The 22,574-nt window shown below is 32.3% G+C and carries 18 protein-coding genes; 2 read left to right on the forward strand and 16 right to left on the reverse strand.

The genetic code is table 11. The features are described from left to right. Positions 1-20: 20 nt before the first annotated feature. The 10 genes from hslU to ylqF form a co-directional block, all read right to left on the reverse strand. On the reverse strand, positions 21-1,424 hold the full coding sequence (gene hslU, locus HMPREF2576_RS02745) for an ATP-dependent protease ATPase subunit HslU (protein WP_001829474.1): 1,404 nt from the start codon (positions 1,422-1,424) through the stop codon (positions 21-23). 68 nt (positions 1,425-1,492) lie between these two features. Continuing rightward, positions 1,493-2,035 carry an ATP-dependent protease subunit HslV gene (gene hslV / locus HMPREF2576_RS02750; RefSeq protein WP_001829498.1) on the reverse strand — a complete coding sequence of 181 codons (543 nt, stop codon included), beginning with the start codon at positions 2,033-2,035 and terminating at the stop codon, positions 1,493-1,495. 3 nt (positions 2,036-2,038) lie between these two features. Further along, positions 2,039-2,899: a tyrosine recombinase XerC gene (xerC, locus tag HMPREF2576_RS02755; RefSeq protein WP_002439503.1), complete on the reverse strand. Its 861-nt coding sequence runs from the start codon at positions 2,897-2,899 to the stop codon at positions 2,039-2,041. A gap of 254 nt (positions 2,900-3,153) precedes the next feature. Further along, the gene (gene trmFO / locus HMPREF2576_RS02760) at positions 3,154-4,461 is read right to left on the reverse strand and encodes an FADH(2)-oxidizing methylenetetrahydrofolate--tRNA-(uracil(54)-C(5))-methyltransferase TrmFO (RefSeq protein ID WP_001832560.1); all 1,308 of its coding nucleotides are present in this window, start codon (positions 4,459-4,461) and stop codon (positions 3,154-3,156) included. A 24-nt stretch (positions 4,462-4,485) separates the two neighbouring features. Further along, entirely contained in the window at positions 4,486-6,555 is a 2,070-nt protein-coding gene (gene topA / locus HMPREF2576_RS02765) for a type I DNA topoisomerase (protein WP_001829508.1), read from the reverse strand. Positions 6,556-6,737: 182 nt separating this feature from the next. Then, complete coding sequence (gene dprA, locus HMPREF2576_RS02770) at positions 6,738-7,610, reverse strand: DNA-processing protein DprA (RefSeq protein ID WP_001829468.1); 873 nt, start codon at positions 7,608-7,610, stop codon at positions 6,738-6,740. A gap of 805 nt (positions 7,611-8,415) precedes the next feature. Continuing rightward, positions 8,416-9,324 (reverse strand): succinate--CoA ligase subunit alpha, encoded by a 909-nt coding sequence (gene sucD, locus HMPREF2576_RS02775; RefSeq protein WP_002446283.1) that lies wholly within the window; start codon positions 9,322-9,324, stop codon positions 8,416-8,418. A gap of 21 nt (positions 9,325-9,345) precedes the next feature. Beyond that, entirely contained in the window at positions 9,346-10,512 is a 1,167-nt protein-coding gene (gene sucC, locus HMPREF2576_RS02780; protein WP_002439496.1) for an ADP-forming succinate--CoA ligase subunit beta, read from the reverse strand. A gap of 107 nt (positions 10,513-10,619) precedes the next feature. Continuing rightward, complete coding sequence (locus tag HMPREF2576_RS02785) at positions 10,620-11,390, reverse strand: ribonuclease HII (protein WP_001829514.1); 771 nt, start codon at positions 11,388-11,390, stop codon at positions 10,620-10,622. A 4-nt stretch (positions 11,391-11,394) separates the two neighbouring features. After that, positions 11,395-12,258, reverse strand: coding sequence for a ribosome biogenesis GTPase YlqF (ylqF, locus tag HMPREF2576_RS02790; protein WP_001829495.1), 864 nt, complete (start codon positions 12,256-12,258; stop codon positions 11,395-11,397). A 328-nt stretch (positions 12,259-12,586) separates the two neighbouring features. On the opposite strand from ylqF, the gene HMPREF2576_RS02795 reads away from it, so the two are divergent. Next, positions 12,587-15,187: a YfhO family protein gene (locus HMPREF2576_RS02795; RefSeq protein ID WP_002468914.1), complete on the forward strand. Its 2,601-nt coding sequence runs from the start codon at positions 12,587-12,589 to the stop codon at positions 15,185-15,187. Continuing rightward, positions 15,180-17,783: a YfhO family protein gene (locus HMPREF2576_RS02800; protein ID WP_070856162.1), complete on the forward strand. Its 2,604-nt coding sequence runs from the start codon at positions 15,180-15,182 to the stop codon at positions 17,781-17,783. Before HMPREF2576_RS02795 ends, HMPREF2576_RS02800 begins: the two co-directional genes overlap by 8 nt. A gap of 530 nt (positions 17,784-18,313) precedes the next feature. Here HMPREF2576_RS02800 and rplS read toward each other — a convergent pair. The 6 genes from rplS to HMPREF2576_RS02830 form a co-directional block, all read right to left on the reverse strand. After that, positions 18,314-18,664 (reverse strand): 50S ribosomal protein L19, encoded by a 351-nt coding sequence (rplS, locus tag HMPREF2576_RS02805; protein WP_002436293.1) that lies wholly within the window; start codon positions 18,662-18,664, stop codon positions 18,314-18,316. Between the two features lie 105 nt (positions 18,665-18,769). Beyond that, positions 18,770-19,507, reverse strand: a complete 738-nt coding sequence (gene trmD, locus HMPREF2576_RS02810) for a tRNA (guanosine(37)-N1)-methyltransferase TrmD (protein WP_001829466.1) — start codon at positions 19,505-19,507, stop codon at positions 18,770-18,772. Further along, positions 19,507-20,010, reverse strand: coding sequence for a ribosome maturation factor RimM (rimM, locus tag HMPREF2576_RS02815; protein ID WP_001832559.1), 504 nt, complete (start codon positions 20,008-20,010; stop codon positions 19,507-19,509). The genes trmD and rimM overlap by 1 nt, the downstream gene beginning before the upstream one ends. Before the next feature lie 126 nt (positions 20,011-20,136). Next, the gene (gene rpsP, locus HMPREF2576_RS02820) at positions 20,137-20,412 is read right to left on the reverse strand and encodes a 30S ribosomal protein S16 (protein ID WP_002439483.1); all 276 of its coding nucleotides are present in this window, start codon (positions 20,410-20,412) and stop codon (positions 20,137-20,139) included. 431 nt (positions 20,413-20,843) lie between these two features. Then, the gene (ffh, locus tag HMPREF2576_RS02825; RefSeq protein ID WP_001830113.1) at positions 20,844-22,211 is read right to left on the reverse strand and encodes a signal recognition particle protein; all 1,368 of its coding nucleotides are present in this window, start codon (positions 22,209-22,211) and stop codon (positions 20,844-20,846) included. 30 nt (positions 22,212-22,241) lie between these two features. Beyond that, the gene (locus tag HMPREF2576_RS02830; RefSeq protein ID WP_001830102.1) at positions 22,242-22,574 is read right to left on the reverse strand and encodes a putative DNA-binding protein; all 333 of its coding nucleotides are present in this window, start codon (positions 22,572-22,574) and stop codon (positions 22,242-22,244) included.

The following is a 22,574-nucleotide window of genomic DNA, read 5'->3' on the forward strand; positions in this document are numbered from 1 at the left end:
TTTTCTCCTTCTATATATATTTATAAAATAAATGCACTTAAATCTTTATTTGTTGAGATTGATTTTAATTTGTCATCTACATATTGTGGAGTAATATCCACAACAGCATTCGGCATGCTTGGTGCTTCAAATGATAAATCTTCAAGCATTTTTTCTAGAATAGTGTGTAATCTACGAGCACCAATATTATCAGTATCTTGATTAACTTGATATGCAATTTCAGCTAATCGTTGAATGGCATCTTCTGAGAAATTTACTGTAACTTCTTCAGTTTGAAGCAATGCTTCATATTGTTTGACAAGCGATAATTTTGGTTCTGTCAGAATTCTCACGAAATCTTCTACTGAAAGACTTTCTAATTCAACTCTAATTGGAAATCGACCTTGTAATTCAGGAATTAAATCACTTGGTTTTGATACGTGGAATGCACCAGCACCTATAAATAGCATATGTTCAGTATTTACAGTACCATATTTTGTCTGAATCATGCTACCTTCAAGTATAGGAAGAATATCTCGTTGTACGCCTTGTCTTGACACATCTTGACCGCTATTTTGATTGTTAGTAGCAACCTTGTCTATTTCATCAATAAATATGATACCCATTTGTTCTGCAAGCTCTAAGGCTTGTTGATTCGCAGTTTCTTGGTCAATTAATTCATCTGCAAAATCATCAGCTAAGATTTTTCTAGCTGTTTCAACCGAAACTTCTCTTTCGACTTTTTTCTTGGGCATCAATTGATTCATCATATCTTGAATTTGTTGATTTTGATTAGTCCCTAACATACCCATTGATGCAGGATCTTGTTCTACTTTAATTCTTACTTTTTCATTTTCAAGTTTGCCCTGTTCAAGTTGTTTTTTTATTTCAGAACGTTTGGTTTTAATTTCTTCAGTTGGCGGTTCTTCCTCTTCATCTTGATTTTGACCGAAGTTTGGAATTGCTCCACCGAATAAATTTTCCAAAGGGTTGTTACCTTGTGCTGCCTTCTTTTTTAAACTCGGAACAAGTAATTTAACTAATTTGTCGTTTGCTTTCTTAGTTGCCTCATCTTTAACTAATGACTTTTTCTCGTCTTTTACTAAACGTACAGCAACATCAACTAAATCTCTAACCATGCTTTCAACGTCTCTTCCGACGTAACCGACTTCTGTAAATTTAGTTGCCTCAACTTTAATAAATGGTGCTCCAACAATTTTTGCCATGCGTCGAGCTATTTCAGTTTTACCAACTCCCGTTGGACCTATCATTAAAATATTTTTAGGCGCAATCTCTTGTTTCTCTTCTTCTTTTAAAAGACTTCTACGATAACGATTTCTTAGTGCAATAGCCACCTTACGTTTTGCGTCATTTTGTCCTACAATATACTCATTCAATTTAGATACGATGTCTTTTGGGGTTAATTTAATTCCATTTGTATCCATATTTAACATTCCTCCATATTGCTACTTTGTTTTATGAGATTCATTTCCTTAATTTGAGCAATGCGATTTTATAGCGTTTCTACAATTATATTGTCATTTGTAAACACACAAATATCAGCTGCAACTTTTAAACTTTCGTATGCCATTTCACTAGCAGAAAGTTGTGCTGCATGTCTTTTTAGTGCTCGACCTGCGCTAAGTGCATAGTTACCACCTGACCCAATGGCAATTAAATCATCATCAGGTGCAATAACCTCACCTGTACCACTAACAATAAGTATGGCATCTTTATTCATTACGATAAGCATCGCCTCTAATTGTCGTAATTGTTTATCTCCACGCCATTCTTGTGCTAGTTCAACAGCTGCGCGCTCTAAATTACCACTAAATTGCTGAAGCTTTGTCTCAAATTTTTCGAAAAGTGTGAAGGCGTCAGCAACACTACCTGCAAAACCAGCCAATACTTTTCCTTCGTATAAACGTCTTACTTTTCTAGCAGTTTGTTTCATAATAACTTGTTGACCTAATGTGACTTGACCATCACCAGCCATAGCTGCTTCACCATTATGGCGTACAGCATAAATTGTTGTAGCGTGTAAAGAATTATCCATAAATTACTCTCCTTTTTTTGCTCGAGGATGTGCGTTTAAATACACCTTTCTCAGTTGTTGATTCGAAACATGTGTATAACGTCCAGTAGTCGATAAATTGACGTGACCAAGTAAAGATTGTACAGTCCTTAAATCAGCACCTTGATTTAATAAATGTGTAGCAAAAGTATGTCTTAATTTATGAGGATGTATGTCATTGACGCCAGCGGTTCTTTTAACGACATCATTAAGTACATATCTTACTCCTCTTTCGGTGATAGGATCACCTTTCATATTTACAATTAAATAATCATGATTGGCTAATTGTTTAGGTTGGAATTCTTCTAAGTATCTTTCTATACTCTGTCTACAGAACTCTCCAAAAGGGATAAACCTTTCCTTATTTCCTTTACCTAAAACTTTTACACCTGGTAAGTTCATATCTATATCTTTTAGTTTAATATTTATTAATTCAGACACACGTATTCCTGTTGCATATAACAATTCAATAATAACTTTGTCTCGTATGCCTTTTTTATTATCATGCTCTACAGTTTGAAAAAGTGCTTCCATTTCTTCTTCATAAAAGAATTGAGGTAAATACTTCTCTTTTTTAGGATGCACTAGTTGAACAAAGGGATTAATAATTGAATTATCTTGAGTCATCCAAAATTCATAGAAGGTACGTAAAGTTGATATCTTTCTTGACACCGTAGTTCTTTTTAATTGATTAGAATATAAAAAAGCCAAATAGTTTCTAGCATCTTTATATTCAAAAGTCTCAAGTTGTAAATGTTCTCTTTCTAAAAAGTTGTTAAATTGAACTAAATCATCATGATAAGATTTTAACGTATACTCTGAAAAGTTTCTTTCAACCTTTAACATATATAAAAATGTTTCTTGGATTTTATCCAAAATCAATCCCCTCCATCATATTGCATTGTAGCATATGTGTAAAAACGCATACAATAATTTGATAATCAATTCAAAATCTTTAGAGAATTAATTTCAAACTTTATCCAAAATTAGTCATAATTTTCTCTAACTCACTTGTCTTACTTAATTTAAGTTAGTTTTAAATAATATTCATCACAAAAAAACCAGGTAGTTACCCACTACCTAGTTAACCTATTTGTAAATTACAGCGTTTGTTTGTAATTATCTAAATACTCTAACGCTCTTTTGGCTTGTGTTTCATATCTTTCTTTTTTATCTTTAATACGTTTTTCGAGAGATGGTAAAAGACCAAAATTGGCATTCATAGGTTGAAAATTCTTCTCATTTTTGGCATGTGATATGTAGTAAGCCATACTACCTATCATTGTCTCTCTAGGGAAAATAACTTCCCCTTTGTCTAAAATTTTATGCGCAAGATTAATACCTGCAACTAATCCACTGGCAGCACTTTCAACATAACCTTCAACGCCAGTCATTTGTCCAGCAAAATATAAATTATCATGTCCTTTTAATTCATATTTTTCGTTTAAAACATCAGGTGAATTAATAAAGGTATTTCGGTGCATCACACCATATCTTACAATATCAACATTTTCTAATCCTGGAATTAAACGAATGACTTCTTTTTGCGCACCCCATTTTAAATGTGTTTGAAAGCCAACAATATTATATAATGTTCCAGCTGCATCATCTTGTCTTAATTGAACAACTGCATAAGGGCGTTTCCCAGTCTTAGGATCTTCAAGTCCAACAGGTTTCATCGGACCAAATAACAAAGTTTTTCGCCCTCTTTCAGCCATGACTTCAAAAGGCATACACCCTTCAAAATATTTTTCTTTTTCAAACTCATTGACTGGTGCAACTTCAGCTTCTAATACTGCATCATAAAACCGGTTAAACTCTTCTTCAGTCATAGGACAATTAAGATACGCTGCTTCACCTTTATCATAACGTGATTTCAAATATACTTTATCCATATTAATTGAATCTTTTTCTATTATTGGTGCGGCAGCATCGTAAAAATACAATTGATCTTTACCAGTAATATCAACAATTTCTTGAGCTAAATGCTCAGTAGTTAGAGGGCCAGTTGCAATAATCGTATAACCTTCTGGTATATGATTAACTTCTTCATTTAATACAGTGATGTTAGGGTGGTTTCTTAAGGTATCTGTAATATAGCCAGCAAAATCATGTCTATCCACTGCTAAAGCACCACCCGCTGGCACACGTGCTTTATCTGCTGATGTGATAATTAACGAGTCTAAATGTCTCATTTCCTCTTTAAGAACACCAACAGCATTTGTAAGTGCATTACCTCTCAATGAATTTGAACATACCAATTCAGCAAATTTATCTGTATGGTGCGCCGGTGTCTGTTTAACTGGACGCATCTCAATTAAATTCACTTTAATTCCACGTTGAGCTAATTGATATGCAGCTTCAGAGCCAGCTAAACCAGCTCCTACAACGTTTACTTTTTGCGTCATTTTGCCCCTCCTAAAATCACTCATCTATTTTTGAACTTCTTCTTCATAATCACAGTTGGAGCACACAACTTGACTACTTTTACCTTTTTTCTTGTTCACAAGGTAATGATGACACTTAGGACAATCTCTTCCAACAGGTTTATCCCAAGAAATAAAATCACATTCTGGATATCTAGAACAACCATAGAAAATTCTATTTTTCTTTGATTTACGTTCTACGACATCTCCTTCATTACACTTCGGACATGTGACACCAATCGTTTTGACAATTGCTTTGGTGTTACGACAGTCCGGAAAGTTCGAACATGCCATAAACTTACCATATCTTCCCATTTTAATAACCATTGGAGAACCACAGACTTCACAATCTTCACCAGCTGGCTCGTCTTTAATCTCAATCTTTTCCATTTCAGATTCTGCGCGTTCAACATCTTGTTTAAAACTGTTGTAGAAGTCTCCTATTACTTTACGCCAATTCATGTCACCTTCGGCAATTTTATCAAGTAATGTTTCCATGTTTACAGTGAATTCTACATCAATAATTTCTGGGAAGTATTCTTTAACTTGCTCATAAACAATTTCTCCTAATTCAGTTGGGATGAAGCGTTTACTTTCTAACTTGACGTAGTTCCGCTTTTGAATCGTATCAATGGTTGGAGCATATGTTGAAGGTCTTCCAATTTTAAGTTCCTCAAGCGTTTTAACTAAACGCGCCTCAGTATAACGAGGAGGAGGTTGTGTAAAGTGTTGTGCCGGTTCAATCTTTGTCGCAGTTACCTTATCTCCTTTATCTAGTTGAGGAAGCTTATTTTCTTTATCATTCTCTTTATCATCTTTTGCTTCTACATATAGTGTCATAAAACCTTTAAATTTAATAGTTTGACCATTAGCTCTAAATTTAATGTCGTTTTGAGTTACATCTAAAGCTACTGTATCCAAAATAGCTGGAGCCATCTGACTTGCTACAAATCTTTCCCAAATTAATTTGTATAGACGGTGTTGATCTCTAGTAAGAAAAGCTTTCATGTCATCAGGAGTTCGCATTGTACTAGTAGGTCTAATAGCTTCGTGAGCATCTTGATCGCCCTGTTTACCCGATGATTTACGCTGAGACACGTACTGTTCACCATATTTATCATTTATATATTGCTGCGCTTCTGATTTTGCAGAAGTTGATATACGAGTAGAATCGGTACGCATATACGTAATTAAACCTACTGTACCTTGACGCTTTAAGTCAATACCTTCGTATAATTGTTGTGCTAACATCATTGTCTTGCGTGCTTTAAAATTTAGTTTACGTGCAGCTTCTTGTTGTAAGGTTGATGTAGTAAATGGATGAGCAGGATAACGTGTTTTTTCTTTACGATTCACATTTGTGATTTCAAATTGATCACCATTTAATGCTTCAGTAATCCTTTGAACATCGTCTTTGTTGTTTAGCTTATAAGGTTTATTTTTATAGTGTAGAAATTTAGCTGTAAATTTAGATTTCTTGTATCTAAATTCACCTTCAATGGACCAATACTCTTCAGGTTTAAAATTACGAATTTCATTTTCACGATCAATGACTAAACGTAAAGCAACTGACTGAACTCTCCCAGCAGACAGCCCTTTTTTAACTTTCTTCCATAATACTGGAGAAATATTATAACCAACGAGTCTATCTAAAATACGACGTGCTTGTTGCGCGTCAACTAAATCCATTTCAATACCACGAGGATGCTTAAAACTATCTTTAACAGCATCTTTTGTAATTTCATTAAATACTACTCTATTTTCTTTGCTATCTTCTAATTCTAAAATTTTTGATAAATGCCAAGCAATCGCTTCACCTTCACGGTCAGGGTCACTAGCTAAAAATATTTTTTTTGCTTTTTTCGCATGTTTTTTTAAATCTTTAACTACAGGACCTTTGCCACGAATTGTAATATATTTTGGTTCATAGTTATCTTCAGTGTCGACACCCATTTGACTTCTTGGTAAGTCACGAACATGTCCCATTGAAGCAATAACTTTATATCTTTTGCCTAAATATTTTTCAATGGTTTTAGCTTTTGCAGGCGATTCAACAATGACTAAATTATCTGCCAAAGTTTATTCCCCCTTGCAAATTGAATTACTAAAGATAAATGATAAACGGTTAATTTTGTATTTGTCAACGTTTTAATTTTTAATTTCCAATTTTGTAAGAATTGTTATTATTTTTGATTCATTAAACTTTAACTAAATTAAAGGATATAAATAATTAATTCAGAAAGTAAATCTATCATTTACTAAAATAGATAATCATATAATATACTACTTTCATCTATAACAACTTGAGCACCTTCATTTATCCTTCTTAAATTACCTTTAGTCATTTTGTTGAACATTGAACCAGGTAGAACATAAACATTTCTATTTTGCTCTAAAGCACAATCGATAGTGATTTGACTACCACTTCTTTCTTCAGCCTCAGTTATAAGTACCCCTCTGGACAGACCACTTATAAGCCTGTTTCTTTCAGGAAATTTATGCTTACTTATAGGAGAAAATGGTGGATATTCACTTATCACTAAGCCATTCCTTTCAACTTTAGTTCTTAAATTTAAGGTTGCTTTAGGATAATGATAACAATGGCCAAATCCAAGTACGCCAATAGTTGGTAATAGGTATTTAAGTGCGGTTTGATGTGCTACACTATCTGCACCGCGCGCTAATCCAGAAACAATCGCCATATTTAATTGTCTAAATGAAGGAAAAAGATAGTTTAAAGATTGACTTGTATATTGTGTGGCATTACGTGAGCCAATTACAGCTAAAGAGTGAGAATGATTAAAGAACTGTGGATTTCCTTTGTAGAATATCACATAAGGATAATCATACATTTCTTTGCAAAGAGAAGGGTAGTTATCATCAAAGTATGTTGTAAAACTAACATTTGCTTTTTTCATTTCTTTAATAATGTCCATCAGCTTTAATTCTTTGAAACGTTCATATTTGTTCCATAGCCTTTCAGAATTACGCTCTGTAAGCCACCTTTTTATCATGTCATGTTGATGAAATACGTTTTCTGATAGAAAGTCAGGATATGTACTTGTAAGATGATGAAGTTGTGCCGTAGTGAAATTTGCCCAATATAGTTTTAACATCGTATGTTGTATCAATTATCATTACTCCTTTGTCCTTATTATACCTTCAAATTCAAATATTTTAGTTTACTGTTTAAAGACATTTATTTTTTAAATATCATGTATTTGTAAGGAGTAATTTAATGACAAAGGTTTAATGTGTCATAGTGTATTGTAAAATTGTCGAATTTCATGTTTCTACTATTATATATAAATCAACGTATCAAAAAAAGATAACTAATTTTTTATAAATAAAATTATGCTAATACTTAATCCATTATTTTGATTTTTATTTAAATCAACCTACCTGGTTCCTCACCAAATTCTCTGCACTAAGATTTTCCGTTACCATTCTGTTCTCATATTTATATTTTCAATTGAAATATCTATCAAAAATTAAACTATTCTTCTATTTAAGTATTCAACAAATGATGATACACCTATATGGGATGGAATACTTACCAACATATGTATATACCTTTGCTTCAATTATTTTACAATTTTCCACTCACATCATTGACACAAGGGATTTCCTATACCTTATTTCTTTTCCATATATCACTAGCCTGCTATATCTGGGCTCAAAAACAATGTGCTACTTACAATTTCATTATGTATGTGCTAAACTGTTTGTGTCGGATGACATTAAAAAGCATCTCTTCGTGTTGAATATTTTGGTTGGCTGACCGATGTATATTCTAGCATGTAGAGATGCTTTTTTTAGATAAAGCTAAACTTTTGTGAATCATACGCATAGTGTATGGTGTTCTTTATACAAAAAACAACGAACCTGAACAAAGGTTTAATGTTCAAGGTTCGTTGAAATCAATACTAATATATATTATTTTTTAATAGTTAATAACTCTTCATAAATGCCTGCTTTTTTAGCTGCATCAATAAGGGTTGTTCCTATTTCAGAAGGTGTATCTGCAGTTTCAACACCACAATCGTTTAATGTTTTAATCTTTTCAGATGCTGTACCCTTACCTCCTGAAATAATAGCTCCAGCATGACCCATACGTTTACCTGGAGGTGCTGTCTGACCGCCGATAAAACCTACTACAGGTTTGTTCATATTTTCTTTAATCCATTGTGCCGCTTCTTCTTCTGCGGTACCACCAATTTCTCCAATCATTACAACGGCTTTAGTTTCAGAATCTTCATTGAACGCCTTTAAAACATCAATAAAGTTAGTCCCATTTACTGGATCACCGCCGATACCTACAGCAGTTGTTTGACCGATACCTTCTTCAGTTAATTGATGCACTGCCTCATACGTTAATGTACCAGAACGAGACACGACACCGACATGGCCTTTTTTATGGATATATCCCGGCATAATACCGATTTTACACTCGTCGGCAGTTATCACACCAGGACAGTTTGGTCCTACTAAACGTGTTTTACGACCTTGTAAATATCTTTTTACTTTAACCATATCAACAACAGGTATATGTTCAGTAATACAAATAACCATGTCTAAATCGGCATCAGCTGCTTCAATAATTGAATCAGCAGCGAATGGTGCTGGTACGTATACAACAGATACATTAGCTCCTGTTTCATTTTTAGCTTCTTCAACAGTGTTATATACTGGAACACCTTCTACAACTTGTCCACCTTTACCAGGTGTTACCCCTGCAACAATTTGTGTCCCATAATCAAGCATTTGTTTTGTATGGAAAAGGGCAGTAGACCCTGTGATACCTTGTACCATTACTTTCGTATTTTTATCAATAAATACACTCATCTTAGTGCTCCCATCCTTTCCTTATGCTTCTTTAACAAGTTTCACAATTTTTTGAGCACCTTCAGCCATAGTTGCTGCTGGCTCAATAGCTAAACCTGATTCGTTTAATATTGCTTTACCACGTTCGACATTAGTTCCTTCTAAACGAACAACTAATGGTAATGTTAGTTCAACTTCTTTAACCGCTGCTACAATACCTTCGGCAATAACATCACATTTCATAATTCCACCAAAAATATTTACAAAGATACCTTTAACATTGTCATCACCTAAAATAATTTTAAATGCTTCAGTTACCTTTTCTTTTGTAGCACCGCCACCTACATCTAAGAAGTTGGCTGGATTTCCACCAAAATGATTAATTGTATCCATTGTTGCCATGGCTAAACCTGCGCCATTAACCATACAACCAATATCTCCATCTAAAGCGATGTATGATAAATCATATTTAGAAGCTTCTATTTCCTTAGGATCTTCTTCTTCTAAATCTCGTAATTCTAAAATATCTTTATGTCTAAATAATGCATTATCATCAAAGTTTAATTTAGCATCTAAAGCCAATACCTGACCGTCTCCAGTTGTAACAAGTGGGTTAATTTCAACAATAGAACAATCTTTTTCGATAAAGACATTATATAGTGCTAATAAAAATTTAGTTGCTTTTCCAACTGATTCTTTTGGAATGTTAATATTAAAAGCGATACGTCGCGCTTGGTAAGGTGATAATCCTACTACTGGATCAATTGTTTCTTTGAAAATCTTTTCAGGTGTTTGAGCTGCAACCTCTTCAATTTCAGTTCCACCTTCTTCTGATGCCATCAAAGTCACTTTATCAGTAGCACGATCAATAACAAAACCAACATAATATTCTTTTTGGATATCGCATCCTTCTTCGATATATAAACGTTTGACCTCTTTGCCCTCTGGCCCAGTTTGATGTGTGACCAATTGTTTACCTAGCAGTTCATTTGCGTACGTTTCGACTTCAGATAATGATTTAGCAATTTTCACGCCGCCTGCTTTACCTCTACCCCCAGCGTGAATTTGCGCTTTAACCACATATACGTCTGAATTTAATTCTTTCGCTTTTTCCACTGCTTCTTCAGCAGTAAATGCTACTCGTCCCTCTGGAACTGCAACGCCCATTGAACGAAATATTTCTTTCCCTTGATACTCGTGGATATTCATCTTCCATCCTCCTGTTTCTTAGGTTAAGTTGCCCTTTAATTATAAAAAATGTAAGCGCTATTGTAAACTGATTGCCAGTATTTATTGCAATTTAAGCAAAATTCAAATTATTTCATCATTGATTTAATTGGTTCAAATGATTGACGATGTTCATTGATTATGCCCACTTGATCAATAGCCTTTAAATGTTGCTTAGTTCCATAACCTGCATTTTTATCAAAACCATATTCTGGAAACTGTTTAGATAGTTGTCTCATATATTGATCACGGTATTCTTTAGCCATGATACTTGCTGCTGCGATAGACACACTTTTAGCATCACCTTTAATAATTGAGGTTTGTGGAATATCAATATCTAGTGTCATTGCGTCTATTAATAAATGCGTCGGTGTAACATCTAATTGATTTATAGCACGTAGCATAGCTAATTGAGTTGCCCGATAAATGTTCAATTCATCTATTTCAACTGAGGACGCTATGCCATATGCATATTGATAGACATTTTCTTTTAAATTTTGATTAAGTCGTGCTCTATTTTTGGGAGACACTTTTTTAGAGTCATCTAAACCAATATAATGATGATTCTTCTCTAAGATGACTGCACAAGCCACCACTGGTCCAGCCAAGGGCCCACGCCCTACCTCATCAATTCCACAAATTAATGCATCTCTGTTAGAGGACATAATGTTGTTTTCGTATTGATTCATGGATAAATAGTGCTCTTCTAATGCTTGTTGCTTAAGAATATTTTTTTCCCTAGACTTAATCGCATTTATAACACCTTTACGTGAATCATTATTTGCTTCATGTTTATGTAACTCTTCCAACGTTTCAATTCGAGATAGTTTTTCTTTGATTTCTTTAATTGTTAGAGACATACTATCATTCACTCTTCATTTCTTTTAAAATATCAAAACAATAAGTTCCAATTTTTGCATTTCTCATATCATTGATGATCAACTCAATGACAGATTCATAATCTACTTCATTTCCTTTTTGTAACAATCCCCTTCTTCTTCCAATTGCATCAAACCAATCGAGTATCTCAGCGTCTTCATGTGTATCAATATTATAATGTCTCTTTAAAGCTGAAACATCATGTTTAATCATAAAATTCAAACCATAAATAGCTACCTCATCTAAATGAACGATACTATCCTTAATTGCACCAGTTAAACTTAATTTTTTACCGACTTCTTCATCTTCGAATTTAGGCCATAAAATACCTGGTGTATCTAGTAATTGAAGAGACTTCCCAACTTTAATCCATTGTTGCTGTTTTGTTACTCCTGGTTTATTTCCAGTTTCGGCGATACTACGTTTTGCTAACTTATTGATAAGTGTTGATTTTCCTACATTAGGAATGCCTACAATCATAGCTCTTATCGCTCTAGGTTTTAAACCTTTGGCTTTTTCACGATCAAATTTTTCTTGAGTTGCTTTTATAGCTTCAACTTCAACATTTTTAAGATTCTTGCCATGTTTTGCATCTACAGCTACCGGATAGAAACCTTCATTTTTAAAATAAATTTCCCATTTTTCTAATTCTTTTAAATTCGTCATATCTTTTTTATTTAAAATTACTACTCGAGGTTTTTGTTTAATGACATCATCAATCATAGGGTTTCTCGAACTGTATGGAATACGTGCATCGACGAGTTCAAAAACTACATCTACCTTTTTCAGTTGTTCACTAACTTGTCTTTTGGCTTTAGCCATATGACCTGGATACCATTGTATCGCCATGAGTCATCATCCTATTCTTATTATTTTCTTAAACTTTTATCTATAACTTCATAATTATACTTTATAATAGCTAACCCAACCACTTTAAGTTTAACACGTGCATCATTTAGTATAAAAATCATTTTTCTATTCATAAAAAATCTACGATGACTATTTGTAAACTTATTCAAAACTATTAAAATCAATTAACTTTATTAAATAACATTAAATTTAATGTAAATAGATTTAAATAATGCCACTAATACTTTCATTCATTGCCATAATAACCTACAATTTGACTAAGCTAACAAAATTTTTAGGTCAATATGATGCATTTTAGGAGAAGTAAATGAGAAGAAAAGCATGTTTCATTATATTATTAATTACATTATCATTAATTGGTCATAGTTATATTATTTTTCGCTTCCATCATGATGGTGTTCTTTCAACTGGCCCAAATGATGGTATGGAACAGATGATTCCTATTCAAATGTATCTTTATCATCAATGGACTCAAGGGAACTTATTTTATTCAACACATTTGGGTCTTGGCGGAGATTTTTTCACTGACTTAAGTTATTATTTTTCAACAAATTTAATATTTATTTTAAATGTCCCTATCATCAAATTATGTGAAATATTCTTTTCATTGAACACAAATCAAATTCTTCTTTGGATGTACAACGCACTAATTGTTTCAATTATTAAATCAACTATTGCTCTGTTTTGCACTTATTTATTTAGTTATTATATTTCTAAAAATAAAATAATCAGTTTATTGATTTCATTTATCTTTGTTATGTCACCTTTGTACTTTAGATTTACAATTTACTGGCCATTCTTTAGTGATACTTTCATTTGGTTACCACTCTTATTATTAGGGATTGAACGTTTATTAAGGGATTTTAAAGCAGGTTTATTTATACTAACTGTAAGTCTAATTCTAATTAATAACTTTTATTTTGCATATTATTTCCTCATTATTGGTATAGGTTATACCCTGATTAGAATTATTTACAGACATCCTAAAGATAGTTTAACTCGTTGGCAAGCTTCTCTTACAATTATATGTAGTGCTCTGCTCGCTTTAGGAAATAGTATGTTTGTGTTCTTTCATGGTGTTCAAAGTTTTCTTAATAATCGTCGACAATCATTTACAGGACAAGTGAATTGGATTGAACATTTAAATAAAGATACCAATATATTTTTCGATAATTACTTGATTGTTGTGATATTTTTATCTATTCAAGCTCTTTTGACAATCAAATTATACAAACATTTTTATTATAAATTATTTGCATTGTTATTATTGGCAACAATTATTTTTGCATTTCTCCCATTTGTTGACCAACTATTTAATGGGTTTTCAGCACCTCAAAAACGATGGCATTTTATCTTAGCTTTTAATAGTTCAATTTTAATTGGGTTATTTGTAAAATATTTTAAAACAATTCGACCAAAGACTTATATTTATACTAATCTGATAGCTCAAAGTGTCATCTACATAAGTTCAATTAGCTACAATACTTTTTTACCTTGGCTCTCTTTAGTTCCAGTAGTGTCAGTGATTGGACTATTAATTTTATTAATAAAAGAGAAAAAAGTACGTTATTATCTTACTTACCTTTATAGTATTTCAATCGCTGCTCTCAGTCTTATGATTACTTTCGTATTCATAAAAAATCAAATTTTCTTTCAAGATCATATCAATCGTGCGAACAAGCGATACATTAATTCAAGTTTCTATAGCTCGGCTATACAAAGATCGTTAGTAAAAGAAATGAACCAAACTAAGAATGACGATCAACGAATAAATTGGCGTGTCGATGAACAAGATAATACCCCTATGTATCAAAATTTTAAAGGACTTAGTATTTACTCTAGTATATTTCATCACAACATTCTCGATTTCTATTATGATGCCTTAAAAATTAATTTAGCTGAAGAATCTGTCAGTCGATACCAGTCTACTAATGCTCGGCAAAATATCGAGAGTCTGTTTTCAGTAAAATATTTAATGATGAAAGATTATCAAAATTTTATTCCATCTTATTTTAAGAAAGTTAAGTCACGTGGACAATATATTATTTATAAAAATCAACTTCCACTACCAAGTGTAAAAGTAACACAAAACATTTATAATCATAAAAGTTTAAAAAAACCTATAGATAGAGAACATGCAATGATTAATGGTGCTATTGTGACATCAAAAGGTACAGCGTATCACTCAAAAGTTAAAAATTTGTTAGACCAAACACGTGTATCAACACAAAATATAACACGATATTCAAACAATGAACTAACCGTTAATAAAGAGAGCGGAATAATCAAATTACATTTACCTAAGAATATAAGAGACAAATACAAAGATTTTTATCTCACTATGAATATTAAACGAGGCGATCCTGACAGTAATTACACTGTGAGCATCAATCAATATCATAATCATCGTCTATACAATGATTCTATATATCGCACGGGAATAAGCAAAGTGCTTTATCGAAGTTTACCAGACAAAAATGGTGATATTACGATTCAACTATCACCAAAAGGTAAGTTCAATTTGGAACTGTTAGAATTAAACGGTGAAAATTATGATACGCTAAAACAAGCACACCATCATGCTAACTTTAATATGCGTTATAAAGATATAAAAAACGGGGTAAAAGTTAACTTAGATCACCATTCTAAAGGACTTGCAGTCATTAATATTCCATATCGTAAAGGTATGCGTGCATACGTGGATGACCGACAAAGCAATATCAAAAAGGTGAATTATATGATGACAGGTGTCCCGGTTAATAAAAATGATAAAACAATTACGATTCAATATCGACCACCTTTTCTAAAAACGATGTTTTCTATCTCAATATTTAGTATAGTGGTGAGTATTGTATTCATTAGATTAAAGAATATAAGGAAAAGAAAGATGAGGATTCGCCATGATTAAAAATATATGGAATAAACCTATTAAACGTTTTACACTAATCGTTTTAGTTAGTTGTATATTGTCATTTATTCTATATGGCCCTTTTCTCTATCAATTTATAACTAAAGGTATAGTATTTAGTGGTAGTGGAGATGGCTTCAGACAAATGATGCCTTTTCAAATGCACCTTTATGAACACTTCACATCATTAAAAGGATTTTATGATGCTTCATTTGGATTGGGAGGCGACTATGTTAAATCACTGGCATATTATTATTCACTATCTCCATTGATGTGGATCAACTTCTCTATGATATGGATATTAGAACAAACTATCAATGTGAATCCTCATGACATCAGCTTTTGGACAATAAACCAATTAATCATGGCATATGTGCGCACTGTAATCACATTTATTTTTTCATTTTATTTATTTAGTTATTTGCGACTTAAACCCGCACCAATGTTTATCGCAACTATTTTATATGGTATGTCTACTGTTGTTACATATTATAATTTTACTTGGTCTTTTTACGGTAATCTTTTAATTATGTTACCTATGTCACTTTGGGCTATAGAAAGATTCTTTAAAGAACGTAAAATAGGTTGGTTTATTTTCGCGATTGCTTATACATTATTCTCAAACTTTTATTTTAGTTACTATGAAGCAATTGTCATAGGTTTCTATTTTATTTATCGATTCGCTATTCCTCATGAGAAAGATATTGTGAATCGTTGGCAGAAATTATACATACTCGTATGTGCCACTTTGTTAAGTGTATTAGTAAGTATTTATGGACTATATACTGGTGTATCTTCTTTTTTAGATAATGACCGAACACAAAATCCTAATTTCAAAATTACTTTTTTCACAAATTTATTTGAAACCAATTATAATATTTTTGCTGATGGTTTTTACATTACAATTTCTTTTATTGCTATCATTGCATTATTTTGTTTTAAATTATATCAACACTATTATTATAAATTGTTCGCAATTGCAACTTGGATTTTACTTATCGGTTCCTTTTCTCAATTGTTTGACAGTGCATTTAATGGCTTTTCATTACCCCAAAGACGTTGGGTTTACTTTTTAGCATTATCAACAAGTGTATTAATTGCATTGTTCATACAACATTTAAGTGAAATATCAATTAAAGAATACACCTTTGTTGCTATACCAGTATTCATATACGGTTTCATATTTATCGCACTGTCGGAAAGATCAGTAAAGTGGATGTTTGTTGCATTGATTTTAATCATAGTGTTATTTATATTTATTAAATATAAATCGTTGTTAACACGTACCTCAATGATGGTATTACTCGTTGTCTTATTTTTAGCTCAACAAGTCTTAATGACTAATGATTCCAGAAAAATTACTATCGAACCTTATCAAACGACTATCAAAACAATTAATGATTCGAGCTATAGAAGCCCTGTCCTAAATAAAAAAATTAAGTATATGCATCAAAGCTCTACAGATCCATTGAAAAGATTAGATTATTTTTCATACTATGCATTAAACTCACCTTTGATATATCACTACAACGGCACATCATTGTATTCCAGTATTTTCGATGGAGATATATTGAAATACTATGACCAGACGTTACAAATTAATATGCCTGTAGATAAAAATAGTACTTATCGATATTTAAATAATCGTGCAAACTTAATGTCTCTTTGGGATGTTCAAGATCGATTACGACATCCTGATGATTTAAATATGCCTTATGGTTTTAAAAAGAAAGAACTTATAACTGATAAAAAAGATCAATGGATTCACTCTGTTAATACAATAAATTATCCTAGTGCACACATTACTAATAAAATTTATGATGCAAGAAAACTAAAATCTCCCCTTGATAGAGAGCAAGCTATGCTTAAAGGTGTCGTATTGAATCATAAATCCCAAGCCAATACTGATTTTAAACCTAATCCTAATTTACTTTCTAATGCAAAACAAAACTTAAATCATGCGAATTGGATTGATAGTAAACATTTAAAAGTTAAACAGCACAATGGTGGCGTCACCCTCAATTTACCTCGCAATATAGTTAAAAATTATAAAGATATGTATATTGAAATGGATGTTGAATTACTGTCTCCTGACAAAGAGCATAAAGTAGGGGTTAATGAATATTCGCAAGAAAGAAACCGTTTGTCATACAAATACCGTCGTTTTGTTTCGCCAGTGACGATGCGTGCTAAAGCTTCAAATCAACTTAACATTAAGATGTCAAAAGGAGTTTATCGTTTTAAAGTAAAAGGAATTTATGGTGAAAACTATCAAACATTAAAAAAAGCTTCTCAACAGCTCCAACCAGTTAAAGTAAAAAAAGAAAGAAATGGTTTCACAATTATTAAAAAGAAAAAGGAACACGGTTATCTTGTCTTGCCAATGGTATATGCTGAAGGAATGCATGCAATGGCAAATGGAAAGCCTCTAAAGGTTCAACAAGGCAACGGTATTATGACTACTATTCCTGTTAAAGAGGGACAAACAAAGATAAAATTAAGTTATACCCCTCCTTATTTTTATTTATTAATCACTGTCAGTTGCATTGGGATCATTTTAAGCATTCTTTTCACTCATTACGTAAAAAGAAAATAAATTAGTTATTAATGATTTAAATAACTCAATATTTTAAATTAGAAGTATTTAAGATTGCTTTAAATTAACTCATAGTTCATTATGATGATTTTTAATTGATAGAAAACTATCAATTTTTTCGATTTTATTTACAAAGTTAAAACAAAGACCTAAACATTTTAGTGCTTTGTTTTTAACATCAATTGTCGGTGTCGAACTTAAACCTATGTTCAAGACTTACTTAATGTAAAGTTAGTTATTGACTGAATTAGAAAATAGCACTTTCATAGTTTTCATCAAAATTTTAGGCTTAATCATAGAAAATTTTATTTAGTATTCGGTGTAAAATATACAATCAATATGAATTCTGATTCATATCTTCAATAATTAGGACAGCAGTTTAATTTAAGATAAAATAAAAAAGCTTTCAAACTCTGGTAAAACAGAAGTTTGAAAGCTTTTTTTCATTATGGCAAATCTTAAGCAATAAGTTGAAATTGGCAACTATAGTGCTTATAGACTGGCCTTTTATAAATTGTCGAATATACTGATTAGCGAATTTCTTGAATTCTAGCAGCTTTACCACGTAAACTGCGTAAGTAATATAATTTAGCACGACGTACTTTACCACGACGTTTAACTTCAATTTTTTCGATTTTAGGCGTGTGTAATGGGAAAGTTCTTTCCACACCTACACCAGAAGAAATTTTACGAACTGTGAAAGTTTCTGAAATTCCTCCACCACGGCGTTTAATTACAACACCTTCGAAAACTTGGATACGTTCGCGAGAACCTTCAACGATTCTTACGTGTACACGTAAAGTGTCTCCTGAACGGAAAGTAGGTAAATCAGTACGTAATTGTGATTTAGTTACTGCTTCGATTAACTTATGATTACTCATTATAAATTCTCTCCTTCAACCTATGTTCTTGCCTAGACAAAAGTATAGCAGCGGATCATAGTGATTATTAGTGTTTTTTCACACTTGAATTATAATAGCATAACGTTAATCATTTTTCAATTTCTTTTTATAGGTTTCTAAAATTTCTCTATCTTTTTCAGTTAATGGATATTGTTCTAATAAATCTGGTCGCTTTTCATAAGTACGAATGAGTTTTTGTTCATGTCTCCACTGATCAATGTGCGCATGATTGCCAGATAATAATACTTCAGGAACACTCATATTTTTATATTCACGAGGACGTGTATACTGAGGAAATTCTAACAATCCATCTGAAAATGAATCATCTTGATGTGATGCTTGATTACCTAAGACGCCTGGAATAAGCCTCACTATTGCATCGGTCATCGTCATTGCTGGTAACTCTCCACCAGTTAGGACATAATCCCCCATTGATATTTCATCAGTTACAAGATGCTTACGTATGCGCTCATCATATCCTTCATAGTGTCCACAAATAAAGACTATATGTTTTGCTTCACTTAATTCTTGTGCAATCTCTTGAGTAAAGGGACGACCTTGTGGACACATAAGTATCACTCGAGTATGTTCATTATGATTTATGTCTTCCATAGCATTAAAAACAGGTTCAGGCTTTAATACCATACCTTGGCCACCACCAAATGGGTAATCATCAACTTGATTATGCTTATTAATAGAATAATCTCGGAAATTGATAGTATTAACATTAATGATTCCCTTATCTTGCGCACGTTTTAATATTGAATGGTTTAAAACACCTTCAAACATTTCAGGAAATAGCGTTAAATAATCTATCTTCATTAATCTAACAATCCTTCCATCGGTGTAATTTTAATCGTTTTAGTTTCTATATCAATATCTTTCACAACATCTTCAATATAAGGAATGAGATACTCTTTTTCACCTTTAACAACCCAAACGTCATTAGCACCTGTTTCAAAAATATTAATCACCCGACCAATTGGCGTATCATCATCTTTAAATACTGTACAACCAATAATATCCGAATAATAGTATTCATGTTCTCCTAATTCTATATCTTGGTGATCACGTTCTTGATAAATATAATCACCTTTCAAATGTTCAATTTCATTTATATTGTTGATTCCTTCAAACCTTAACATGTGAAATCCTTTATGTATACGATAAGAAGCGACCGTATAAACAATTTCAGTATTATTATGTTTTACAAGTAATTGTTCACCAGGTTGAAATCGTGTTTCAGTAAAATCAGAATTGGATTTCACCTTTACTTCCCCTTTAATACCATGGGTATTGACTATTTGTCCAACCTCTACCTCCATGTATGACCCTCCTTCTAATTAAAGTTTATTAAACTGAATCAAATATATATTAACACGTATGTATGTAACAAATAAATATGATTAAAAAAGGACGCCATAATGGCGTCCCAAAAAAACATAAGCTAATTATTTAGCATTCTTTTGTTCATCAAATTTTTTCAAAATACCTTCTCTAGATAAGATATTGTGAACTGTATCAGTTGGTTTAGCACCGTCGTGTAACCATTTTAAAGCTAATTCTTCGTCGATTTTAACTTCTGGTGCATTAACGTGTGCTGGATTGTAAGTACCTAATTGCTCAATGATACGACCATCACGTGGTGAACGTGCATCTGCAACTACGATACGATAGAATGGGTTTCTTTTAGAACCTAAACGAGTTAAACGAATTTTAACTGCCATTTAAATTACTCTCCTTTATGTGTTTATTATTTTTATTTTCTACAAGAATAAATAATAACAGTTACACAAATTTTTGTAAAGACTTTTTTCTTTACCAAAAGTAGATTTACGAAGTAAATCGTATTTTTGGTTATGCATGTGCTTTAGCTCAGGCGTTCCACTGCTCTTTTACGAAGTAAATCGTACTTTTGGTTATGCATGCGCTTTAGCTCAGGCGTTCCAATACTCTTTTACGAAGTAAATCGTACTTTTGGTTATGCATGTGCTTTAGCTCAGGCGTTTCACTATTCTTTTACGAAGTAAATCGTACTTTTGGTTATGCATGCGCTTTAGCTCATGCGTTTCTATTAATTTTGTTAATAATCCTTATAAAGGTTCAAAAAAAACAAGCACCGAAGACACTCTCGAGTTTCGATGCTTGATTTCATAAATTAAAATGGTAAGTTCATACCCTTTAACATATTTTGCATTTGGTTTCGTTTAGCTTTTTTACCTTTACCGCCACCAGTAAATTGTTTCATCATTTTCTTCATATCATTAAATTGTTTCATTAATCGATTAACTTCTTGTAAAGATCGGCCGGATCCTTTTGCAATACGTTTTTTACGTGATACATTTAATGTTTCAGGGTTTGAACGTTCCTTAGGTGTCATAGATTGTATAATCGCTTTAATATGATCAATTTGTTTATCACTCATATTAAGCTTATCTAAACCTTTCATTTTATTCATACCAGGAATCATTTTCATAATGTCATCTAAAGGACCTAAATTCTTAACTTGATCTAACTGTTCTAAGAAATCATCTAATGTAAATGATGACTCTCTCATCTTCTTCTCTAAATCTTTAGCCTTTTCTTGATCTACATCTTGTTGCGCTTTTTCAATGAGGCTTAAAACATCACCCATACCTAAAATACGTGAGGCCATTCGTTCAGGATGGAATAATTCTAAACCATCCAATTTCTCACTCATACCTACAAATTTAATAGGTTTTTGGGTAACGGAACGGATTGAAAGTGCTGCACCACCGCGTGTATCACCATCTAATTTAGTCAATGTTACACCTGAAACATCTAATTGTTCATCAAATGATTGTGCCACATTCACAGCATCTTGACCTGTCATTGCATCAACAACAAGCATAATTTCGTCTGGTTTAGAGATTTCTTTAACTTCTTGAAGCTCATTCATAAGTGCTTCATCAATGTGTAAACGACCAGCTGTATCAATGATAACGAAATCTAGATGTTCTTCTTTAGCATGTTTTAAAGCATTTTCAACAATTTGTTGTGGTGATACTTGATCACCTTCACTATACACAGGGATATCAATTTGTTTACCTACTGTTTGTAATTGATCAATAGCAGCTGGACGATAAATATCTCCTGCCACAAGTAAAGGTTTCTTGTTATATTTTTTACGCATTAATAATGCCAACTTACCTGCTGTCGTCGTTTTACCTGCACCTTGTAAACCGACCATCATGACAACAGTTGGTGGTTTGTTTGCCATCTTAATGGAAGTATTTTCTCCACCCATTAAACTAGTAAGTTCTTCTTGTACGATTTTAATAACCTGTTGGCCAGGTGTTAAAGATTGCATGACATCAGAACCTAGCGCTCGTTCTGAAACAGTCTTAACAAATTCCTTAACAACTTTGAAGTTAACATCGGCTTCCAATAACGCTAATCTCACTTCACGCATCATCGTTTTAATATCTGCTTCTGTTACTTTCCCTTTACCACGCATTTTTTGCATCGTGGCTTGTAAGCGATCGGATAATCCTTCAAATGCCATAACGTTTGCCCTCCTTTATTATAATGATCACTACTCTAATTCTTCTAATTGAGTGATATATTGTTTAAGCAACTCAGGTTGATTAAGTGATTGTTTCATTAAGTTATATAATTCACGACGTTTCTCGAATCTTTGGTATAGTCGTAATTTCGATTCATAATCTTCTACTAAATCGCCAGTTCTTCTTATATTATCATAAACTGCTTGTCTACTCACTTCAAATGTATCAGCAATTTCACTTAAAGAATAATCTTGTAAATAAAAGAATTCGAGATAATTTTTCTGTTTATTTGTAAGCAAACTTTGATAAAAATCAAATAGATAATTCATACGCAATGTTTTAACTAAATCATTTTGTCCCAT

It is taken from the genome of Staphylococcus sp. HMSC063F05 (assembly GCF_001837075.1).
GTDB classification, from domain to species: Bacteria; Bacillota; Bacilli; order Staphylococcales; family Staphylococcaceae; genus Staphylococcus; species Staphylococcus epidermidis.